Annotated in this window: 21 protein-coding genes; 11 read left to right on the top strand and 10 right to left on the bottom strand. The window is 46.1% G+C overall.

Going from position 1 to position 22,352, the window contains the following annotated elements; genetic code table 11:
• Window positions 1-14: 14 nt before the first annotated feature.
• The 6 genes from H1230_RS05810 to H1230_RS05785 form a co-directional block, all read right to left on the bottom strand.
• The gene (locus H1230_RS05810; protein WP_239717126.1) at window positions 15-1,040 is read right to left on the bottom strand and encodes a sensor histidine kinase; all 1,026 of its coding nucleotides are present in this window, start codon (window positions 1,038-1,040) and stop codon (window positions 15-17) included.
• Between the two features lie 52 nt (window positions 1,041-1,092).
• Window positions 1,093-1,740 carry a cell wall-active antibiotics response protein LiaF gene (gene liaF / locus H1230_RS05805; RefSeq protein WP_239714604.1) on the bottom strand — a complete coding sequence of 216 codons (648 nt, stop codon included), beginning with the start codon at window positions 1,738-1,740 and terminating at the stop codon, window positions 1,093-1,095.
• 548 nt (window positions 1,741-2,288) lie between these two features.
• Complete coding sequence (locus tag H1230_RS05800; protein WP_239714603.1) at window positions 2,289-2,993, bottom strand: PspA/IM30 family protein; 705 nt, start codon at window positions 2,991-2,993, stop codon at window positions 2,289-2,291.
• Between the two features lie 3 nt (window positions 2,994-2,996).
• On the bottom strand, window positions 2,997-3,464 hold the full coding sequence (locus H1230_RS05795; protein WP_239717124.1) for a PspC domain-containing protein: 468 nt from the start codon (window positions 3,462-3,464) through the stop codon (window positions 2,997-2,999).
• Between the two features lie 4 nt (window positions 3,465-3,468).
• Window positions 3,469-4,146: a PspA/IM30 family protein gene (locus H1230_RS05790; protein ID WP_239714602.1), complete on the bottom strand. Its 678-nt coding sequence runs from the start codon at window positions 4,144-4,146 to the stop codon at window positions 3,469-3,471.
• 57 nt (window positions 4,147-4,203) lie between these two features.
• The gene (locus tag H1230_RS05785) at window positions 4,204-4,506 is read right to left on the bottom strand and encodes a LiaF transmembrane domain-containing protein (RefSeq protein ID WP_239714601.1); all 303 of its coding nucleotides are present in this window, start codon (window positions 4,504-4,506) and stop codon (window positions 4,204-4,206) included.
• 233 nt (window positions 4,507-4,739) lie between these two features.
• On the opposite strand from H1230_RS05785, the gene H1230_RS05780 reads away from it, so the two are divergent.
• From H1230_RS05780 to H1230_RS05765, 4 genes are all read left to right on the top strand, one after another.
• Window positions 4,740-5,423 (top strand): response regulator transcription factor, encoded by a 684-nt coding sequence (locus H1230_RS05780; RefSeq protein WP_239714600.1) that lies wholly within the window; start codon window positions 4,740-4,742, stop codon window positions 5,421-5,423.
• Window positions 5,423-6,457, top strand: coding sequence for a sensor histidine kinase (locus tag H1230_RS05775; protein WP_239714599.1), 1,035 nt, complete (start codon window positions 5,423-5,425; stop codon window positions 6,455-6,457). Before H1230_RS05780 ends, H1230_RS05775 begins: the two co-directional genes overlap by 1 nt.
• A 95-nt stretch (window positions 6,458-6,552) precedes the next feature.
• Window positions 6,553-7,251, top strand: coding sequence for an ABC transporter ATP-binding protein (locus tag H1230_RS05770; RefSeq protein WP_239714598.1), 699 nt, complete (start codon window positions 6,553-6,555; stop codon window positions 7,249-7,251).
• On the top strand, window positions 7,248-9,770 hold the full coding sequence (locus H1230_RS05765; protein ID WP_239714597.1) for an ABC transporter permease: 2,523 nt from the start codon (window positions 7,248-7,250) through the stop codon (window positions 9,768-9,770). The genes H1230_RS05770 and H1230_RS05765 overlap by 4 nt, the downstream gene beginning before the upstream one ends.
• 116 nt (window positions 9,771-9,886) lie before the next feature.
• Here the strand turns inward: H1230_RS05765 and H1230_RS05760 are convergent, their stop codons facing one another.
• From H1230_RS05760 to H1230_RS05745, 4 genes are all read right to left on the bottom strand, one after another.
• Entirely contained in the window at window positions 9,887-14,173 is a 4,287-nt protein-coding gene (locus tag H1230_RS05760; protein WP_239714596.1) for a glycosyl hydrolase, read from the bottom strand.
• Window positions 14,174-14,548: 375 nt separating this feature from the next.
• A complete protein-coding gene (locus tag H1230_RS05755) occupies window positions 14,549-15,388 on the bottom strand; it encodes a MetQ/NlpA family ABC transporter substrate-binding protein (protein ID WP_239714595.1) in 840 nt (279 codons plus the stop codon).
• Between the two features lie 42 nt (window positions 15,389-15,430).
• Window positions 15,431-16,093, bottom strand: coding sequence for a methionine ABC transporter permease (locus H1230_RS05750; protein WP_239714594.1), 663 nt, complete (start codon window positions 16,091-16,093; stop codon window positions 15,431-15,433).
• Window positions 16,086-16,847, bottom strand: coding sequence for a methionine ABC transporter ATP-binding protein (locus tag H1230_RS05745; RefSeq protein WP_239717122.1), 762 nt, complete (start codon window positions 16,845-16,847; stop codon window positions 16,086-16,088). The genes H1230_RS05750 and H1230_RS05745 overlap by 8 nt, the downstream gene beginning before the upstream one ends.
• Window positions 16,848-17,236: 389 nt before the next feature.
• Between H1230_RS05745 and H1230_RS05740 the strand changes: the two genes are divergently transcribed.
• The 7 genes from H1230_RS05740 to H1230_RS05710 all read left to right on the top strand — a co-directional run bounded on the left by H1230_RS05740 (window position 17,237) and on the right by H1230_RS05710 (window position 22,351).
• A complete protein-coding gene (locus H1230_RS05740; protein ID WP_239714593.1) occupies window positions 17,237-17,599 on the top strand; it encodes a Na-translocating system protein MpsC family protein in 363 nt (120 codons plus the stop codon).
• Window positions 17,600-17,865: 266 nt separating this feature from the next.
• The gene (locus H1230_RS05735; RefSeq protein WP_239714592.1) at window positions 17,866-18,420 is read left to right on the top strand and encodes a UbiX family flavin prenyltransferase; all 555 of its coding nucleotides are present in this window, start codon (window positions 17,866-17,868) and stop codon (window positions 18,418-18,420) included.
• 2 nt (window positions 18,421-18,422) lie between these two features.
• A complete protein-coding gene (locus tag H1230_RS05730) occupies window positions 18,423-19,766 on the top strand; it encodes a UbiD family decarboxylase (RefSeq protein WP_239714591.1) in 1,344 nt (447 codons plus the stop codon).
• Between the two features lie 517 nt (window positions 19,767-20,283).
• On the top strand, window positions 20,284-20,550 hold the full coding sequence (locus H1230_RS05725; protein ID WP_239714590.1) for a BMC domain-containing protein: 267 nt from the start codon (window positions 20,284-20,286) through the stop codon (window positions 20,548-20,550).
• A gap of 40 nt (window positions 20,551-20,590) precedes the next feature.
• Complete coding sequence (locus tag H1230_RS05720) at window positions 20,591-21,607, top strand: hypothetical protein (protein ID WP_239714589.1); 1,017 nt, start codon at window positions 20,591-20,593, stop codon at window positions 21,605-21,607.
• A 2-nt stretch (window positions 21,608-21,609) separates the two neighbouring features.
• Entirely contained in the window at window positions 21,610-22,050 is a 441-nt protein-coding gene (locus H1230_RS05715; RefSeq protein ID WP_239714588.1) for a BMC domain-containing protein, read from the top strand.
• A gap of 19 nt (window positions 22,051-22,069) precedes the next feature.
• Window positions 22,070-22,351, top strand: a complete 282-nt coding sequence (locus H1230_RS05710) for a BMC domain-containing protein (RefSeq protein WP_019908484.1) — start codon at window positions 22,070-22,072, stop codon at window positions 22,349-22,351.
• Window position 22,352: the final 1 nt, after the last annotated feature.

The following is a 22,352-nucleotide window of genomic DNA, read 5'->3' as shown; positions in this document are numbered from 1 at the left end:
ATTGCCCTTTCCTCCTATTCATTGATTAATTCATTCACTAGCGGAACGGTTATCTCAATCCGCATCCCTTTACCTGGAGCAGTAATAAACTGAATCGAGCCTCCGGTTTCAGTAATACGCTCCTTCATGTTCGATAACCCATAGGAAGTCTGTTTGCTATCGTCCATTTCAAAGCCGATCCCATCATCACGCAGCGTTAACCGAACGGTATCCCCTCGACGATGCAAGCGGATTTCCATCTTCTCTGCCTTGGCATGCCGGAGCGTATTGGAAATCGCCTCCTGCACAATTCGGAACAAATGGTTCTCGATGCCTTTTAACATCTGCACGTCAGGGTCCATCTCAAACACAATTTCAATCGGAACCTTAACCTTCAGCTCCTTTATCAACTCTTGCAGTCCTTGCGCTAGCCCCTTGCCTTCCAGATATACCGGTCTTAAATGCAGCAGCAGCGCCCTCATCTCTGACTGGGCTACAGCGGACATTTCCTCAATAAGCGCAATCTGCCGCTGGGCTTTATCGAAATCCTTATCGAGTGTCCGTCCTACCGCTGTTGCGGTCATGGAGATGGCGAACAGCTGTTGAGAGACAGCATCATGCAACTCACGGGCCAGCCGCTGCCGTTCCTCCATGATGGCCGTAACCCGCGCCTGCTCGGCGAGCTTCGCGTTATTCGTAGACAACCGCTGCAGTGTTGACACTTGATTCTCCCATTTCTCACTGATCCGGCCCAACTGCTCTCCCAGTCGACCCAGCTCATCGTTACCAAGCTCCGGCATAGATAACGTCAGATTGCCCTTTTCCCACAGTACCAGTGTTTCCCGCAGCCTTTCCAGCTTTAGCTTGATACGAAAGCTCTGATGGAATCCAAAACCAATCCCAAAAGCCATGGGCAGCAGAATTAACGTGACTGCCGTACGAACTCCTATTTTCCAGTCCTCAAAGGGCTGCAAATAACCATATGTATACATGATGTACAATATTACGAGCAGCATGACTAAAGAGAAAAGAGCCCCCTCACCCATGCTGCGCGCTACCATATTCGCATGCTTTTTTTCCACCCGGGGGCCCACCCTTCATATATTACGCGATTTAGGACAACCGCAGATCCAAATCTCCCATCAGATAAGAGATGCTTATTTTCAATTTCTGTTCGCAGCTATCATAATTGGCTGATTTCCAATTCAACCGATTCAGCATGCCTGTATCGCGTTGGTTGCCAAATTCGATCGAACCAAATAGGACAAATGCCTCTATCTCCACAGCATACTCGTCAGATAGATGGATATCCATATCACCAAATATTCCCTGAAACAGCATCACTGTCTCCTTATCCTCCGCCATAGCCAACGAAAGATCAAGATTAGCTTCACCAAGCACATGCCATGCGCTGAGACTGTGCATCACCCAAGGTGCGCGGTCCCAGTCAAACCTGGACGAGAAGTTTTGCTTCTGCATAAACCCTTCTCTGCGCTGCACTCTTTTGGATTTGGTAAAAAACATTCCCAATGAGATTAAGCAAATTCCGAGCACGAGCAGTAAATGATCCAGCAGGAGCAGTACTGCACCAATACCAAGCAGCTTATACCCTTGCTTCACTTTGCCTGACGTCGTACGGTAAATCCCCAGCAGCAGGAACAGAAGCGCGATAATGGAGAAAGAGCCGATCCATTTACCAAAAATCATCACGCAGCCAATCCCAATTAGTCCGATGGCAATCAAACGGTTTCGTTTATCCATTTCGCACCTCCTGAAAGTTTTGCGTAGCAAAACTGACTTCGTAAGCATTAACCTTGAGTTTTGCGTAGCTAAACTATCTTCGTAAGCATTAACTTTGAGTTTTGCAGAGCAAAACTAACTTCGTAAGCATTCAAGCCGCTTGTAGATTCTCCTCTACGGGTGGGGAAGATCAGCGCGCACGATTAGCGGGAAAACCTCCCTCTAAATACACGTCAACTAGACTATTACGTAGATTAGCGGGAATTCATCCCTCTATAATTGCTCTTTTGGGCTTTTATAACTGATTTCCTAACTATTAGAGGGAACATTTCCCTTTAATTCATAAAAAATGAACTTTTAGAGAGAATTAGCGGGATGAATTCCCTTTATTCTCAAAAAAACATCCGCCAGTATAGAATACTATTCCTCATGGAGAAATTGCACGGAATCGGATCTATCCCACCATCCTATACCGCTGGAAAAGCCATACCGGTATGGGAATCCCCTACCGTATGGCTTTACCTTATTTAGCATATCATATTCGCTTAAGTTTTAGAAACAAGCAATTACTATTCTTCTTTGTTCAGAGAAGGTGCTGCAGCACTATCATTCAGCTTGCTTTTGAGTGCAGCGAGTTGTTCTTCCACTTTCAACTGCTTCTCAGCATCAATCGGTTTGCTGTAGGCAGCAGCCGAAGGGCTGTAAGGGGCACGCATAACATCAGCTTCTGCTTCAAGCTGCATGATCTTTTCTTCCATACGATGGAAGCCTAGTGATGCACTACCGCTCTCAATAGCATGCACACTGCTGATTTGCGACATTTGTTTCTTGGCTTTGGCCATTTGGGCACGGGACACAAGCTCATTGCGCTTGTTGCGCAGCTTGTAGAACTCATCTTTCATTTCATGCAACTGAGCTACCAGTTCCTTAGCTTGCGCTTCGGCTTGGCCGTGCAGCTCGCTGTACTCCGCATGCTTTTGGTCGAAGTAGATTTTTTCCTCCAGCAGCTTGCGCGTAACTTCCTCTTGACCGTTCTTCAGCGCCAATTCGGCTTGTGCTGCACGTTGTCCGGATACCTTGGCAGCCTCATCTACACGCTGCTTCATCCGGCGTTCGTTCGCCATTTGCTTCGCTACAGTTACTTCCGCTTCGTGAATTTCGGCCTCCATATCGCGCAGATATTGGTTCAGCATTACGATTGGGTCCTCTACTTTATCCAACAAGTCATTTACTGACGCTTTAGTCATATCCTTAATTCTCTGAAATACTCCCATGATTTACACTTCTCCCTTCTCGTATTTAGACAGTTTTTGTTTGAGCTGTTCTACTTCTTTTTGCAATGCTTTTTTCTCAATATCCTTCATCATGGCATCCAGGCCGGAGTCTGGAGCTGAATATGCGTTGTTCGGGTCAAAACCGGGATTCTGGTTAGGCTGACGTCCATATGGGCCGTATCCTCCATGTCCCTGCGGTCCGCGTCCATGCTCAGATCTGCCGGAGAAATGACCGCCATAAGGGCCGCCTGGCGCACCAGGACCAGGACCGAAGGGATTATACTGAGTAGGCTCTTTGGGAATAATAAGCGCTGCGATAAGGTACACGAAGATTGTGGTACCACCTGTAAAAGGGATGCTGACCAACAACAGAATCCGGAACAGCGTTGAATCAATCCCTAACGTTTCTGATAATCCTCCAGCCAGCCCTGTCATTACCCGGTTACGGGTAGAACGATACAATCGGGTCATTGTGCTACTCCTTTCCGCCATTGTTCAATTTCTCCTTTAGGCGAGCCATTTCTCTTTCGAGTATAGTTGCAACTGTTTCTCCAGCCTGCACTACATATTCCTGCCCCATCCGACGCAGGTCGCTCAGACTTTTCGCTTCAAGCTCCCAGTCAGTCAGCCTGTCTTCCAGCCTACCGAACATTTTGGGAACGTCACCGCTGTTGCCGTATGCTGTAGCTCTTTGATTCATGCGCTGCTGCAATCGCAACGACTCCATCCGTGCCGCGTAATACTGACGTTTGCTGTACACCGTCTGATACTCTATTTTCAGCTCATTCAGCTGACCTTCAAGATCAAACAGTGATTGTTGACTCTGTTCCAGAAGCCCGCTGTACTGCTCCAGCTTTTCCTCGTGAATGATCTTTTCCTGCAAGGCCAGCTTCGCCAGATTATCCTCACCGGCCTTCAATGCTAGCAGTGCCTGCTCTTCACGTTTATTTCTCATGGCTGTCGCCTGATTCACCTGCTGCTGCAATTGCTTCGTATGGGAAGCGTATTGCTGATACAATCTCTCAGCCTCACCAATTTCCTCACGGGTTGAATGGAGAAACTGATCAATCAGCTTTACGGGGTCTTGGCTTTGTTCCAGACGTTCATTTAGATTAGCTACGGTAATATCCCTCATGCGGCGAAAAACACTCATGATTTCCTGCTCCCTCCCTGCTTCTAAGTTAAGTAAATTTCTACATCATTAATCATCTTAATAAGTACCGCGTCTCTTGCCCTTCAATACTGAGATCCCCCAAACCACCAGCGCTATACCGAGCAGTGGTCCGATGATCCAGGAAAGCTTCGCGATCAGAGTCATCACACCAATGAACAGCACCACCCAGCCGATTATCTTGTGTCCGCTCTTAATTCCGTAATATCCAAGAGCCACCATCAATACCGGGAACAGGATTCCGAAGATTCCGTGAATCAGATGAGGTAATACTCCCAACAACATAATCGCTCCGATAGCAATCAGCACAATCGCCAATCCGTTTCCATTTCTTCTTTGCATTTTTCTCACCGCCTTTCGTTGTCCTCAACCTTATAACCTTATTCTAGGGCAATCCATTGATTTTCAAAACAGACCACAGACGGTTTTTAGTACTGGACCTTAGTCGGGGAGGCTATGAGACTGCAGACCACTTGGGGGCTATAAATAGCATTTCCGAAGGAATATCTGGAAGTGTATACTTACTTTAGATATCTGATGCTATTAGGTTTGAGCATTATTAAGGAGAGTCGCCTATGAAGACAATACTGATCGTTGAAGACGACCGCAGTTTGAATAAGGGAATCGCCTTAACGCTTTCTCAGAATGATCTAGTTATAGAACAAGCTTATTCTTTAGCTATGGCAGAGCAACTCCTCGCTTCCATTAAGATTGATTTAATCATTCTGGATATCAATCTTCCTGACGGAAGTGGTTTAGATTACTGCGAGACTATCCGCAAAACATCAAGGATACCGATTATTTTTCTGACCGCTAATGATATGGAGTCGGATATTGTCATGGGTTTTGAACTAGGGGGTGATGATTATATCACTAAACCGTTCAGCCTGATGGTCCTACGCGCCAGAGTATTGGCTGTTCTCAAAAGAACAGATCTGCATAGTGAGAATAAAGCTACGATAGGTCCTCTAACCTTTGACTTCGCGAAGATGGAATATTACAAGCACAACCGCCAGTTAGTACTGAGCAGAACCGAGCAGAAGCTGCTAAAGATTCTGGTGATTAACTCCGGAAACATCCTAACTAGAGAACAACTAATCGACAAGATCTGGAGCCAAGAGGCTGAATTTGTGGATGAGAATGCCCTGACAGTAGCCATTAAACGGCTGCGGGCTAAAATTGAAGACGAACCTTCTTCTCCAAAATATATAAAAACCATCTATGGCTTAGGTTATATGTGGGCAGAGGGGCAGAGTTAATGAACAAAGATGGCCAAGTACGTCACTCCAAACAGGTGAACATTATATTTTCGCTGCTTTTGATTATGCTTATCTTCGTTTATACGAGCACTATCATTATTCTAAAAGGATTCGATCTCACAATTTTATGGATATCCTCCCTGTTTATAGCTTGTATGATAGCAGTTGGAGTCGCATGGGTCTGGTCACTCAGACGACAGATTACTGCCTTCACGGAGAGTATGAATGAATTGGTTGACAGTGCTGTCAATGGCCGGAAACTAAAAAGCCATTATGAAGAGACCAGCCTGTCCTTAATGGAACATAAACTAATGCGTTACATAGACATTTCACGGTCCAACGAACAGAACATAATCATTGAAAAGAACAAAATCAAAGGACTCATCTCCGACATTTCCCATCAGACCAAAACACCTCTGTCCAATATTATGGTATACAGCCAGCTCTTAGCGGAGAAACCTGGACTAGATGAGGAAAACAGGCATTTTATAAACAGTATTCAAGCTCAATCCCAAAAGCTAGATTGGCTGATTGCGTCCTTGATTAAGCTCTCCCGTCTGGAGACGGGTATGATTTCACTTGAAATTGCTTTACATCCTGTAATTCAGATGATTACAAAGAGTGTAGCCCAAGTTTTTAGTCAAGCAGAAAGCAAACGTATCGACATTAGCATAACCTGTAACACTCTAATATCAGCCTGTTATGATCTTAAATGGACAAGTGAAGCGCTATTCAATGTACTGGAGAATGCAGTGAAATACACACAGCAAGGCGGCAACATTCATCTCTCGGCTGAGAGAAACGAAATGTTCACACGCATTGATATCTCGGATACGGGCATAGGAATTGAGCCTGAGGAGCTCAAACATATATTCAAACGGTTTTACAGGGGAAATAACGTAGGTGAAATCGACGGTATCGGTATTGGTTTATTTCTGGCTCGGGAGATTGTCACCGCACAAGGCGGCCACATTAAAGTCGACTCTGTGCTTGGCAAGGGCACCGTATTCTCGATTTACTTGTCCAACATCTGAATGTGACTATACCGTCAGATTTCAGACATGATCCTGTCAGTTTTATTTGCTACCTTTAATGGTAAATAAGGTACCATCATTGGAGGGAAAAGCTTATGCCTATTTTAAGAGTAGAAAATCTGAAGAAGTATTATGGGAAAGGTGAACAGACGGTTAAAGCCCTGGATGACGTGTCGCTCTCGGTGAAGAAGGGTGAATTTCTGGCTATTGTCGGCACCAGCGGCAGTGGGAAAAGTACACTTTTGCATATGCTCGGCGGTCTCGATCGGGCTACAGAAGGCAAGGTATATGTGGATGAGCATGATATTTATACGATGAGCGATGAGAAGTTAACCATTTTCAGGCGCAGATCGGTCGGATTCGTGTTTCAGAGCTACAATCTGGTTCCAATACTAAATGTACGGGAGAATATTGTCCTTCCCATCGAACTGGACGGAGGCAAGATAGACAAGGAGTATCTCGATACAGTTATTCGAACCTTGGGTCTTCAAGAAAAAGTACATAACCTGCCTTCCAACCTCTCGGGAGGACAGCAGCAGCGGGTAGCGATAGCCAGAGCCTTGGCTACTAAACCGTCCATTATCCTGGCGGATGAACCCACAGGCAATCTGGACAACAAGACCAGCCAGGAAGTACTTATTCTATTGAAGCAGATGAGTGAGAAATTCAATCAGACCATTGTAATGATCACGCATAACGAGAGTATTGCACAGAGTGCAGACCGGATTATCCGGATTGAGGACGGAAAGATTGTTTCCGGCAACGCGCTAGCCACTGAGGTACCCCCATTATGATCGGAACGAATAACCGTAAGATCGTGCGGCGCCTTGCCTTCAAAAGCCTAAAGGCCAATCAGACGCGTAGTCTCGCTATTGTTTGTGCCATCGTGCTGACTACGCTTTTAATTACCAGTATGTTCACTTTATCCTTCAGCCTCAGCAAATCGTCGGAATATACTCAGATGAGAACCGTAGGAACTGATTTTCATGGAGGATTCAAATATCTAACTCCATCTGAGGTAGCGACACTGAAGAAACACCCCTCTATCCGGCAATACGGGATTTCTCTCAATGTTGGAACGATAAGCAACCCTGCCTTCAAGGATACTCGGATAGAAGTTCATCAGATTGATAAAAGCTATGCTAAACATTCATTTGTTAATTTCATTGCAGGTGGCCTGCCTTCCGGAGAAAATGAGATCGCCTTGAACACTTGGGAGTTGGATAAACTAGGCCTGAAGCATAAACTGGGCCAGCGGCTAAATTTGGAGATTGAGATTGGGAAGCAGACCATAAGTCAGGACTTTATACTGTCGGGGTACTACGAAGCGGATGAGCATTTGGCTCTAGCGGGGATGGCTTTCGTCTCTGAGGCTTTTGCTAAGAAAAACTTAGCCCAAATCGATCCGCTCATTTCCAAGACCGACGCTACTTATATTAATACCTCAGATTTAAGTGTGATGTTTAACAATTCCATCAATATTGAGAAGAAGCTGAACAAAGTGTTGGCTGATACGGGATTAGATGCCCCCATTGGAGTAAATTGGGCCTATTCTACTGCCTATTTATCCGACAATATCATGAACCTGATCCCTTATGCGGCTGTAGTCTTTATCATTATGCTTAGTGGTTATTTACTCATTTATAATATTTTTTATATCTCTGTAGTACGGGACGTAAAGTTCTATGGCTTACTGAAGACGATTGGAACCACGCCACGACAGCTGAAGAGAATTATATCTATTCAGGCCAAAATGTTATACGTAATTGCCCTCCCGTTCGGAATGGCCATTGGCTATGCCATCGGACAGTTGATTACCCCCATGGCAAACTCGATGTCCAGTGAGACTGTAGAAACTTCGTATTCAGCCAGTCCATTCATTTTCCTAGGGGCAGCCCTCTTCTCTTACCTTACAGTATGGATTGCTGCCAGTAAGCCGAGCAGGATCGCCGCGCGGATCTCCCCAGTGGAGGCTGTAAAGTTCGCTGGGATAAGGCACAGCGGCAGGAAGATTACGAAACAGTCCAAACACGGAGCCAGAATATACAGCATGGCGTTCTCCAACCTTTTTAGAAACAAAAAAAAGCTGCTGCTTATGCTGTCCTCTCTCTCGCTAAGTATTGTCTTGTTCAGCATTATCTTTACGGTGATCTCCTCATTGGATGTTAACAAGTACTTAAGTTCATTTATATCTGGGGATTTTGTAGTGAACAATGAGGCGATGATCCTCCATGAAGGAGAACGAGGCGATCCGCTGGCCCTCTCCGAACCATTCTGCAGCAGCCTAAGCAAGATACCCAATGTAAAGAGTGTTGATAAGGTATATTTCAATTACGAATTCTATCCTTTAGATGAGGCTATTCGCTCTGTGTTACAACCCTTTGTTGCTTCACCAGATCCTGGTCTTATCTATACATTAAAAAACGGAGCTATTTTCATTAATCTTTATGGACTAGATACAGGTTGGCTAGACTGGGTGAAGAAGGACATCCTCGAAGGCACATTCGACAAGCAAAAATTTATGTCTGGAGATTACGCAATTATTACCGAAAGCATTTTAGCAGAGGATAGTAATGCAACCTATTATCATCCTGGCGACAAAATCACCTACGAAACCTTAGGTAAAAGCTATGAAGTAATGGCAGTGTTACCTTATGATGGCCTATATGCTGCAACTACAAAATCTTTTTCATCAAACGGTTATAATGTCTTTCTTCCTTCTTCTGAACTGAACAAGATGCTACCTATGGGGAACAATCCTTCCAGGATCCTCTCGGCCACGATCCACGCTGATCCGACCAAGCTGAGCGAGGTGGAAGAAGCAGCCAAAGCTCTTACTGCCCCTATCGATGAGCTAAGTTTCAAATCCAGAGAAGATTACAAGCAGGAACTCGGTGGATTCATCCGTATTTTTCAAACGGTAGGTTACGGTCTCAGTTTCGTGATCGCGCTCATCGGTGTGCTGAATTATATTAATACTGTACTAACCGGAGTCATCTCCCGCAGAAATGAATTTGCCATACTGGAGAGTATCGGCATGACCAAGAAACAACTTAAAAAAATGCTGGTATACGAAGGACTGTATAATGTACTCTTGACTGTGGCTATCACTTCTACCTTGGGCGTGCTAATTACCTATAGCATTTCTAAAAATATAACAGGGATCATGGCTTTTACGGTATTTCATATGAGCTGGCTGCCGTTTATCCTAGTCATACCTATTCTATTAGTCATTGCTTACACGGTAACCCTGAGCGCCTACAAGACGTTGAACAAAGCCACCATTGTCGAGAGACTTAGAGAAGTCGAATAGCATATCTCTTAAGCTAAAGTTACATTGAATACACAAAAGGACAAGCCCGCGATAATTCGGGGCCTGTCCTTTTTGTATTCAAGCTATTTTAAATCAATCTTCGAAATTCACAAGCCCTACTCTAAGCTTATATCATCCACATAAACCGTAAGTGGGGAGCTACTTCCACTCGGCGCAGAGATTTGAAGCCCCATCGCTTGAATCAACGTTTTGTCGATCGTGTTCCCGTTGACGTCCATGCCGTTCAAATTAAGGGTAATCCACTGATAATCAGTCGTCAGCGCAAACTCACCTGAATCAGCCCATGCCCAGCTGCCACCCGTTTTGATGAACAACTTAGCCTTAGCTGAGCCGGCTGCAATTCGGACTTTCAGCTTCAGTGTATTCCCGCTGCTCAGATCTTTATTGCCGATGTAATTCAGCTCAAAGTTGGCATCCGCTATAAAAGTGTTCGGAAAATCAACGCTGAGCACCTTGCTGCTGCCATCTGTAGAGTTGGCAAGGTTTGTTGCCCCCACAGTGTTTTGGCCAAATGCCCAATCCTGCAGGGAATCGTCAAAGTTAAACAGCGTGCCAAGGGCAATTCCACCGCCAGCGCTGCCGTTCGGTACAGTTCCAGCATTAGGATCATTTACTGCTTTGATATCGTCAAAATACATTTCTGACGTCAGTGTAGTGCCGCTTGGTACGGCATTCGTATAAATCGAGAACGCTTGAATAGCATTCAGGTTCAACTTGGTTAAAGTGCCTGTGGCACCGTTAGCCGGTTTAAAATCACTGAATTTGGCGGTTACGAATTGTGTCGTTGTTGTCGTAGTATCAGGGTAATACTCATAGGTTTTGCCGTTGGCGTTGATCTGAATCACCAGCTTCTGACCTAGAGCATCCGGTTGGTACCAGAACTGAAGGGCATTGAATCCGGACCAGTCTGCACCACCCATGGATTTGGTAATACCCGTATATCCATTACCACCCAGTGTGTACGTGTATTTCATGCCATAGCTTCCGCTATATTTATGACCCGCATCCAGCGAAGCCGCAGCAATATCGCCACCAGCATGAACAAACTTGGTCTGAAGCGCAAGCGTACTGCCCAAATAATCTTCGAAATTATCAACGATAGCTGGATCAGAGCTAGCTTCTACATACGTGCTATAGAGTTGAATGTTATCAATATATATAGGAAAGGAAGTATTACCACTGTCGAGTCCACTCCCTACCAGAGAGAGTGCAATATCACTCGCCGCTTCGCGTTTGGCAGCATCCGGCAAATCGATAATTGATGAGTATTTCACATACTCCACGCCGTTAATCGTCACTTTCGGCATAGCTGAGAAAGCAACCTGTGATTCCATTCCGTATTTAGCATCCCAATCTGGGGGTAGCTGAATTACAGTACGTAAGCTTGGGGTTGCTTCTGTACTGCCCGCAGATACCGGAACCCATGCATCAAATTTAACGCGGGAAACATCCGTGAGCATGTCGTTGTTGACGACAGATTTGACGTTGGTCAGCTCCAGCTTCATTTCCTGCCAGGTGTCACTGTAAACGGCATTGGTAACACTTAAAGCAAGCACGCCATTGCCATCCAGTGTCTGGTGAGCGATAGAGGAAATATTCGCTTGATAACCTCCATTATTCTGGATACCTGCAATATCATCGTCAAACGTATAGGAATGCAGCAATACTTCAGCGATTTTCACAAAAACCGTATTGGTTTGCTCCTGCAGAACCGTATGGTTAGCATCATACACTTTTACGGTAATCGTGGTCATTTTCCCATTCAAGCTAGCTGCCGGCGACCAGTCTGCCGTATAGTAGAAGCCATTCGCATCGAGCGTCATTGGGGTTTCGGTTGTAGAGCCATACACAGTGTACACAACACTCGCCGGTGTTTCATGCAAAACACGTGCCCGAACCTTCGTGGTATTCGTACTGATCGTGCCTTGGTTCGTAGGTGAAGCGATGTGCATGAATGGTTTTTCGACTGCCGCATTCACATTGCGGTTGTAGGCGCCGATTACACCGTCGCTGAACAGCGAATAATCATCATTATAATATGCTTTGAAATCCGCCAGCATTTCATGTTCCTTCGTAGGGTCACCCGTTGGATATGGCACATAGATGGAGTCCGCACCAAAGTTTGCCCAAGTCAGCATATAAGCCATACGTTTGGAGTCTGGGTCGCTCTTCAAGGCAGCCGCTAAGCGGGTATAGAAGTCAGGCGTTGTATTGCCGCTTACCTGCATCTTCTGATATCCGAACTCGGTGAGCGCTGCAACTTTATTTTTCTGATCAGCTATGTTGGAGACAAGCTTGGTTTCCTTAACTACGCTGTCGAACCAACCTTGGCCTTCGCCGTTGTAGTAGCTGTCGAAGCCAAGTATATCTACATAATCATCACCTGGATAAGTCTCCAGATATTTCTCTTCATTATCTCCGAAGCCGCCCCCTGGCGAGTAGGCATACAGGAAGTTGTGAACACCTTTTTGATCACGCAGGTATTCCACGGTATATCGGTAGAGTTCTTTGTATTGGTCTTTGGTCGTGAAAGCAGCACCCCACCAGAACCAGCTACCGCTCTGCTCATGGAACGGACGGAAAATAACCGGAATCGGCTGACCCGCATCAGTCTTAAGATGATTTGCGAAATCCGCAATGTTGTCTAAAAAGAGATTAAACTTCTCGTTATTGGAGCCACCTGGCAGAATAGTCGAAACTACGCTTCCTTTAAGATCGTAGAAATCTCCACCCGTTACAAAGTTTGGCATATGCGAACTCAGGTTCAGTACACCATTTTGGGCATATGCCTTTTTCATAACATCGATCAGATTATCGCGGCTTTGCTCAAAGTTACCAGACACTCCTGGCTTCTCATACCCTTCGAGACTGAGCGTATCCCAACCGAAAACGGCAGGATAAGCACCAACAGCATTATACGCATCAGACTGGGTGCCATTCTTTTCTGTGATCGACATCCCTTCTGTCGTAGCATGCTGCTGTCCAAATAAAATATGCTTCCCACGGATATCCTCGAGATAAGCAAAAAGAGATCTAGTCTCGGCTGTAGCATTCATATCGACGAAGTCGACGATAGGAGTTGGTGCCGGAGTTACAGTTCCAGAGCCGTTATCCACCGAAGGTGTCGGTGTCGGTGTCGGCGTTACTGCCCCTGAGCCGTTATTCGTCGTTGGCGTTGTTGTTTGCATGCCCGTCGTAACCGGCGCCGAAACGCCATTGACCACAGCAATCGTTCCAACAGATACAGCTGCACCGTTTACGGTAATGCCCGCAGCCTTAAGGATTGCGTTCGTAATATCGCCTTGACCGGCGATCGTCGTACCCGTTGCCTCTTGGTTGACCATCAAGTTTGAAATTGAGGCCCCATCTGCGATAACCAAAGCGACTGTGTTATTTGCTAAGACCTCATCCACCTTTGTGCCTGTACCAAGCTCTAGGCGCGATTTGCTCTCAATGGAGATACTGTCAATCTGCGTTGCACCAGTGGTCAGCACACGGACCAAACCATCCGGACGATTAACTTGTACTTTACCGAGAGTGGCGTTATTAAAAACAATCGTATGCTCTCCGCCCCCCCATACGAACGTGGTTCCTTTGACCGTAATCCCATCAAGCTTGACCTCTCCGTTGCCAATACCAGGAGCGAGATACAGGTTGCCGTTGATAGTCGCCCCCTTCAGGTTTGCCCCATCCTTATTGATGATGACGCTTCCATCAATCGTTGCGGCTTCATTACTGCCTGTTGTTGTATAATAGCCTGCTACTAGCTGGTCCAGCAGCGTAACGACTTCAGCACGTGTCATTTCACCTTTGGGTTTGAATGAACCATCCGGATAGCCACTGATCTTACCCGCGAAGGCATTCACGGCATCCAACGCATACTTCTGAATATCAGCTGAATCTTTAAATGACGAGGCAAAAGAGGTATTCTCTCCACTCGCCAAGCTAAATGCCCGTGCAAGCAAAGTTACTGCATCCTGACGGGAAATCTCTGTCGTTGCTCGTGCCTGACCCTTCTCAAAGCCCTGGTAATAGCCAGCTTCCTTCGCAATAGCGAATTGCTGTGCATACCAGCTGTTCGCTGAGACATCTGTGAAATTGACAGGCGCTGCAGCTGTGAAACCAAATATCTGATTTACTATCGTTACGAATTCTGCGCGGTTAATACTCTTATTAGGCTGAAAGGTCCCGTCCGGGTATCCGTTAATGACACCGTTATTCATCCATTTGCTAATATCAGCAGCAGCCCAGTGACCCTGCAGATCTGAAACAGAAGAGGTGATGTTATATGTTCCGCTTGTTGCCGCATAGGCCGGAGCCAACGAGGTTCCAATCATTGCCGCAGCCATAAATGAAGCCAGCCATTTTGTTGAAACTTTCATGAATAACCTCCCAAATATATTTTAATGTGTTTATTCGTCCTAAATAACAAATATATATTTTGTTATCACCTTCTCTCTTCGATTTTTTAGTAATAATTGTAGTAAAACAGTGACAGATACCAATTAATTAAAATGTAAGCGCTTAATTATATATTATACAGAGCAAAAAATCATATGAATATGCTCCCTATTTACTTTTATAGTCCTCGCTTGTGTTTTTGTTATATATATTTTAGTAAAATAAACAAACAAAATACGACAAAATTATTTTTTCATTGGATTTTTCATCCTCTAAAAAGAAAAAACAAGCTCCCCATGAATCGGAAAGCTTGCTTGTTCTAATATATAGCGCCTGACTAGCTGTTATTTATACCTTTATTTAAAGGCCGGCAGCGCGATATCCGCGTAATTATCCTCCAGGAATTTTTTCACTTCTGGACCACTGATCCGCTCAGCCAGCTTTTTAATAGCTGCGGAATCCTTGTTATCGCTGCGGGCAACCAATGTAATCGCGAATTTGGCATCCTCGGATTCCGTAATCAAGGCATCTTTCTTAGGCGTTAGCCCAAGCGGACTAGCATAAGCAGGCGTCATCGCCACCAGGTCAGCATCATCCAGCATACGGGCCAGCATCAGCAAATCGACTTCCGCAAATTTAAATTTTCTTGGATTAGCAGTAATGTCTGCCTGCGTAGCCTTAATGCCTACGCCCTCCTTCAAAGTAATCAATCCAGCTGCTTCGAACATCTCCAGCGAACGCCCAATGTTCGACGGATCATTCGCCATCACCAGTGTGGCTCCATCCGGCAGCTCGGCAATGTCTTTGAAACGTTTGGAATACCCACCGTAAATGGCATTATAAACGGGCTGAACCGCTACAAGCTCTGAACCCTTACTGGCATTAAATTGCTCCATATAAGGCACATGCTGAAAAAAGTTAGCGTCCACTTCCTTATTCGCCAAAGCTTCATTTGGCTGCACATTGTCAGATAGCACCACGACTTCAAGCTCGATACCGTCTTCCTTCAACAATGGTTTCACAATATCCAGAATATCCGTCATAGGCGGAATAAGTGTGGCTACCTTTAGTTTGATAGGCTCCCCGCTATTCTCAGCTGAACTGTTTGCTGCATTCGTATCTGATGCCGTGTTTGCTCCACAGCCTGCAATGAGGATTACCATTAATGTCAGTAGCAGTATCATTGATTTTTTCATAAATACAATTAACCCCCATTATAGATTATATAAATTTTCTGCTTATCGTTTATCCAACAGTCTGGACAAGGTGCCTCCTGTGAACTGCACAAGCTGCACCAGCACAATCATCACAACAATGGCATATGCCATTACCTCAGTCTCAAAGCGTTGATAACCATAGCGGATAGCGAAATCGCCAACTCCGCCCCCACCGACGACCCCCATCACGGTTGAGAAGGAAATAAAGCTGATCGTAGAAGTTGTCAGTCCGAGCACTAGTCCCGAACGAGCTTCCACATATAAGAATTTAAAGACAAGCCCCAGCTTCGAAGCTCCCATTGATAAAGCTGCCTCAATCGTTCCTTTGGGAACCTCCAGCAAAGATTGCTCCACCAGACGTGAGTAATACGCGATCGCCACAATACATAGTGGAACTGTTGCAGCCATTGTGCCAATCGCCGTCCCCACGATAAATCGGGTCACCGGAATCAGCGCTACGACCAACAGCAGGAACGGAAAGGAACGGACAATATTGACGATACTGTTGAGCACCAAGGACATCATCCTATTCTCATAGAGCTGGCCTTTCCGGCAAAAAAACAGCAGCGTCCCAAGCGGAAGTCCCAGCAGCAGCGCAGCTCCAACCGACATTCCCACCATCACAAAGGTCTCACCAATGGCTTGCCACATTTGTGCTTGGTATTTAATTGCACTCTCAAACATGGACTTCCTCCGTTTTGCCAAGAATCTGATTCCGATACGAGCCTGAGCTAGTCGCAGCAGGCTGGAAGTCACCGTCTTCTCGGGAGAATGAATCAATGATCATTCCTCTTTCCATTACAGATACATGACCGCATAAGGTTTTGACTACATCCATCTCATGTGTGACAATCACGATCGTTACACCGAGGCTTTCATTAATATGTCTCAATACACTCAATATATCTGCCGTAGTCACCGGATCGAGCGATGAGGTTGGCTCATCACAGAGCAGCAACTTTGGACTATTCGCTAACGCGCGGGCTATAGCTACTCTCTGCCGTTGGCCTCCACTCAGTTGGGCAGGATATTGTTCTGCCTTATCCGTAAGGCCGACGAAGTCGAGGCATTCCTGCACTCGATTGATCCGTTCACGTTTTGGTAGACCAGCTAGTTCAAGCGGAATGGCGACATTACTGCTGACTGTCACGTTATATACAAGGTTAAATTGCTGAAAGATCATCCCGATCTTTTGCCGCTCCTTTCGCCGCTGTTTGTCTGACATACTTGTCAGAAGGTGTCCGTCTACAGTAACCGTACCCGAATCTGGTACCTCCAGTAGATTGATCATACGCAGCAGCGTAGACTTTCCGGCACCACTTGCGCCAATAATGCCATAGATAGCTCCTGCCTTAACCTCAAGCGATACATCGTCAACCGCCTGATATATGCCATTCTTCAGCTTAAATTTTTTACTTACCCGTCTCAGTTCTAGGATGCCAAGCCCCCCTTCCAGTCCTGACTGCAATGAGCCCTATTTGGGATGATTATTGTATCATAATTATTTAAAAACTGTTTTATTAAAAATCTCTTTAAATAATAAGGTATTTCCTTTACTGTGTCACTATTTTTCTCAAATTATAACAAGAGTGATGTCCAATTCTACAATAGGTTCAAATGTGAGATCGGCATTTCTCCACACTTCTTCCATATCCACAGCAAAGTTATATAATGTAACATATATCATTTACTTTTCGAATATTATGCTTATAATTGAGTCTAAACTTGATGTTTATAACTTAGTTCCATCATGATCTCCACGATATGTAATGATTAGTAACATAATTATAGTTAGATCAATGATTTCAGCATAGGGAAGTGATCTCCTTGTCGGTAACCTTACTTCTCTCATCGAATGAATTTAAGAAGAAGCTGTCCCGCTGTTATAATGAAGTACACAAAGAGTTGTATGGTGTTGGTGTTACACAGCTTAAGATTGATGCCGTAAATGATACGATGATTATGTTTCTGGTGAAGCATCAGCGGGTTACCGCACTTCGTGCCCTAGAAGAACATTATCCAGAGTTGAAGCAGTCTGTTGATGCTGCGCTGCATCAGGAATTCAAACGTAGAATCCAGAAGAAGCTGGCCGAAGAAATGAAGCTGGCCGTCACTGGCGTATTACGGGATTATGAGCCACAAACTGCATGGGCTTGTACTGTAGTTATCACGGATGCCGAGAAAGGATAAATGAAACGGGATTTATCTCGCGGATTTTAATATAGCCTACTTCTCGTCATGTTAATCTGCCTATAACCAGCAAGTAATTGTTATTCCGCATAGTCGGCTTATCTCGATTTCATCCTGATGAGCTGCCACATAAATAAGGTTTGCCCGAATTCTGTTTACAGACTGAAGGAAGCCGTTGATTAGAGAACATCTCTATGTCAACGGCTTCCTTTTGTTTTTTTATACAGAATCCCAGCCAGTACCCTTTCTAAAGGAGAACTCCAATCATGAAAATTATAGTCGCTCTTACAGGAGCAAGCGGAGCCATATACGGCTACTCCCTGATCCGCAGCCTGCATCAATTAGGCATAGACACCTATGTTATCGCCACTAGCGCCGGAGAGAATGTGCTCCAATATGAATGTGGCATCGACATGGCTGAGATCGCGGAATATGCGACGGTGCTGCCAAACAGTGATTTGTTCGCACCTGTAGCCAGCGGCTCATTCAAAACTGACGGAATGGTCATTATCCCCTGTTCCATGAACACACTGGGTGCTATCGCCAATGGGCTGGGAGATACTCTGCTGAGCCGTGCGGCCAGTGTGGTGCTGAAGGAAAAACGCAGGCTCATTATCGTGCCCCGCGAGACGCCACTCCATCTCATTCATTTGGAGAATATGCTTAGGGTTGCCCGCGCGGGAGCAGACATTATGCCTGCCTCACCAGGATTCTACAATCATCCCACAGAGATCTGGGAGCTGGTTAATTTTATGAATGCCCGTGTCCTCGATGCTTTGGGGATTGAACATCAATTAATGAAAAGATGGGGTGAGGCTTAAAGATGGCAGCGCTGAATATTAGACAATTACTGGAGCATTGGGAGAGGAACGGCAAGCTGCTGCGGATACGTAGAGAAGTTGACCCCCGCTTCGAGCTCGGAGCAGTAGTTAAAGCGGTAAAGGGTGCGCAACCCATACTCTTCGAGAAGATCAAAGGGTATAACGTACACATGACTGTTGGGCTTGGCGGCTCCAAAGCGCTGATGGCTGAAAGTATGGATATGCAGCCTGGCGACATGCTTCCTCGCCTTATCGAGGCCCTCGTGCATCCGCTTGCGACCCGCAAAGTGGAGCACGCTTCGGTCCATGACAACGTTATTACCGGCCTGCTTAACTTGAAAGATTACTTTCCTGTATGCACTTATCATGCTTTGGACAGCGGAGCATATTACGTCTCAGGAGTCATGGTCGTTAAGGGCCGGGACGGACATACACGTTATACTTCCATCCGGCGGATGCAGCTGCTGGATGGCAACCGGACCAGTATTTTAATCTCTTCACCAGAATTATTTCAACAATACAAAGAGTTTGAAGAGCGTGATGAGCCGCTGGAAGTCGCGTTTATGTTTGGCATCGTCCCGGCTGTTGTTCTGGCTTCACAGGTCAGCACACATCTGTTTCATGTAGATAAGCTGGATGTTGCCTCTGCCCTACTCGGCGAGGCACTTGCAGTAGTTCCCTGCAAGAGCGTTAATCTTGAGGTTCTGGCTGAAGCTGAGGTTGTCTTTGAGGGGCGGATTCTTCCTGGGATTCGCGTACCCGAAGGACCATTCGGAGAGCTCGGCGGATATTATGGACCACGTTCAGAACAGCCAGTGGTAGAGTTCTCCGCCGTAACTTACCGGAACCATCCCATTTGGCAGACTATTCTCCCAGCTAGCTATGAAGAGAAGCTGCCTATGGCTATTGCCCGTGAAGTAGCCTTAATCAGCTCCATCCGGCAGGTTGTGCCTACCGTTCAAGACGTTCATATCACAATGGGTGGCGTAGGACGGTATCATGCAGTCGTTAGGATTCGCAAAGTAAGCGAGGGTGACGGCAAAACTACTCTGCTAGCTGCCTTTGCCGGTGACAAGGACTTGAAGCATGTGGTTGTCGTCGATGAAGATGTTGACCTCTTGAATCCGCTTGATGTGGAGTGGGCCATTGCCACCCGGGTTCAAGCCGATCTGGATCTGTTCATTGTCCCTGGCGCCAAGGGTTCTCCGCTGGAACCTTCCCACAATCTTCGCGGGGTCACTGCTAAGATGGGCATCGATGCTACGTACCCGTTATCGCAAGCGGAGCATTATCTCAGAACTCATATTCCTGGACAGGATGAGATTGAGCTGGCGAACTATTTATAGAGGTATAGAGGGTTCTAGGACTCTTCTCTACTTCACACTCAGCACTTGCCGTTGAACAGACACCGAATGACTCTACTTTTCTTCGGTAATTGAGATCCGTTTCTGAAACTAAAGGGATTTCCTCCCGCTAATTTTGGTAAAATCATTTATTTAGAGGATTTAGAGGGAAATATTCCCTCTAAATATTGGCATTTCGGCTGTTGCAGTCCAAAGGGGCAAATATAGCAGGAGTTTTTCCCGCTAATCTATTAATAGCCTACTAGGATGCATTTTTAGAGGGAGAAATTCCTGCTAATCTCTGTGCTAACCTTTCTCCTCATCCGCTACCGAGGCTGTACATGCGATTTAACCAGTTATGTTCTGGCGAACACTGATTTCAGCGTGGATGCGCAAATCTAAGCTTATGCTTTCGATGTAGTTTTGCTATCAAAACTTTAAGCTTATGCTTTCGACGTAGTTTTGCTGCACAGTCATACTCGAAGATGTAAAGTTCCGCAAAACTTTAAGGAGGTGGATTATGCAAGCAATCGGATTGATTGAGACACGAGGGCTGACACCAGCATTAGAAGCGCTCGACGCCATGTGCAAAGCAGCAAATGTTAAGCTGGTGGACTTCAAGCGGATCGGCTCCGGCTTGGTGACGGTTATCGTCGAAGGCGATGTCGCCTCTGTCACAGCAGCGGTTGAGGCTGGCGTTGCTGCTTATGCACGAACCGGCGGTGAGCTCATTTCGTCAAATGTCATTCCGCGCCCGCATCCGGATTTAGCCACAATGCTCTACTAAACAAGATAAAACAAAAGTTTCTTAAAGGAGGTGATTACATTTGTCCGATTTTATGAGAAATGTTGTTTCAGAGGTATTGCAAAGAAACCATGCTATTCCTTTTTCCGGTGTCACTCCCGCCCATCCGGAGGATTATAGCAAGCCACAGCCGCCAGTCAAGAGGACTAATTACCAGAAGGAACAAGCTGCCAAACGGCTGGCCCTAATTGCCGGTGCTGCTGCATCAAGCTCCAGCAGCTCCAACCTTTCCAACAACTCTGGCAATTCCAGTAGCTTGGGCAACTCCATTGGCAGCGGTAGCAATACTCTTTCTACCCACTCTGGCGGCACCATTAGCTCCACTAGTGGAGCACTCCATACTCAACATTTTGTCGAGCATTGTTTATCTCCACTGCTTCTGCGCACCTTATCGCACAAGAATGTGGAGGTTAGTTCACCTGGAAATTCACACATAAAGGCTCAACTCCATACACCTGAGACCTCTGAGCCTTTCCGTCTCTCAACTGCGAGGGATATGGACGCCTGGCTCTTCCCGGATATCTCTACCGCGCTTCGTCCTCTACTGGGAATCACCAGCCGAAATTACAGTGCAGCTGGTGTCATCAGTACACGATCCTGCCATCCGGGACAGCTATTTGCTGCAGAGAAGATTCTAGCAGATGACCCTACGCTGGAAGCCGAGATTTACTGGGGAGAAGCTGATCCTCGTTTCGAGCTTAAGCTGTTCAGCAATCATTTTCACAAAGTAGCCATCAAGCTGAAGGAAATAGTTGATCTTTTACAGGTCGCTTCTACTCGCAGAGTGCAGTTGTTCGTCAGCCTGAGCCCCACCCCGCTCCTCCGCCAACATTTGGGGGCAGGGCAGCAAGAATCCATTGCGGTTGTAGATGCCGCTTCACGCTGGAACAGCATCGGACTGGTACAGCAACTGCTCTACCGTTGTCCCCATCCTGAACTGAAAATTAGGGCGGAGCACAGCTATGTAACAATAACCGGAACTTCTGCTCAGATAACAGCTGTAGAGGCAGAGCTTAAGACCATGATGAGGGAGGACTGAACATGCAAGCGCTGGGATTAATTGAGACTCTTGGGTTCACAACCGCCGTTTCAGCAGCAGATGCTGCACTTAAGGCAGCAGATGTGCGACTAGTGGCCGTAGAGAAGGTTATCGGTGTTGGCGGTTCATTGGGTGTGACTATTCATCTAAGCGGGGATGTTGCTGCAGTCAACGCCTCCGTTGAGGCTGGAAAGGCAGAAGCACAACGAGTCGGCAAGGTAATCTCTGCCCATGTCATCGCAAAAGCTCACGAGGATGTGACTCACAAGATATTGTCGAAATATTTACTGGAAAAAGAAAACGCCGCTCCCGCATCTGTTACTATCTCCTCTGCTACTGACCCGCTCACAAAGACTAACAAGCTGAAGTCGGATACTTTACCAGCTTCACCTGGCCCTACAGATTCAACCGAATCAACCGATTCAGACGACAAACCAAACTAAATTGATGGAGGTTTTTATAATGGGAGAATCACTGGGATTAATCGAAACAAAAGGTCTTGTAGGGGCAATTGAAGCTGCGGATGCAATGGTGAAAGCGGCAAACGTAGAAATCTGCGGTTATGAAAAAATCGGCTTTGGTCTCGTAACAGTTATGGTTCGTGGGGATGTAGGTGCTGTAAAGGCAGCAACCGATGCAGGGGCAGCAGCAGCCAAACGGGTCGGAGAACTGGTTTCGGTACATGTCATCCCAAGACCACATAGTGAAGTTGAACGGGCCTTGTTATCCAAAGGCATTGAATAGG

This window comes from Paenibacillus sp. 19GGS1-52, from assembly GCF_022369515.1.
In the GTDB taxonomy this organism is placed as follows: Bacteria; Bacillota; Bacilli; order Paenibacillales; family Paenibacillaceae; genus Paenibacillus_AQ.
This window is presented reverse-complemented; position numbering and strand designations above follow the sequence as displayed.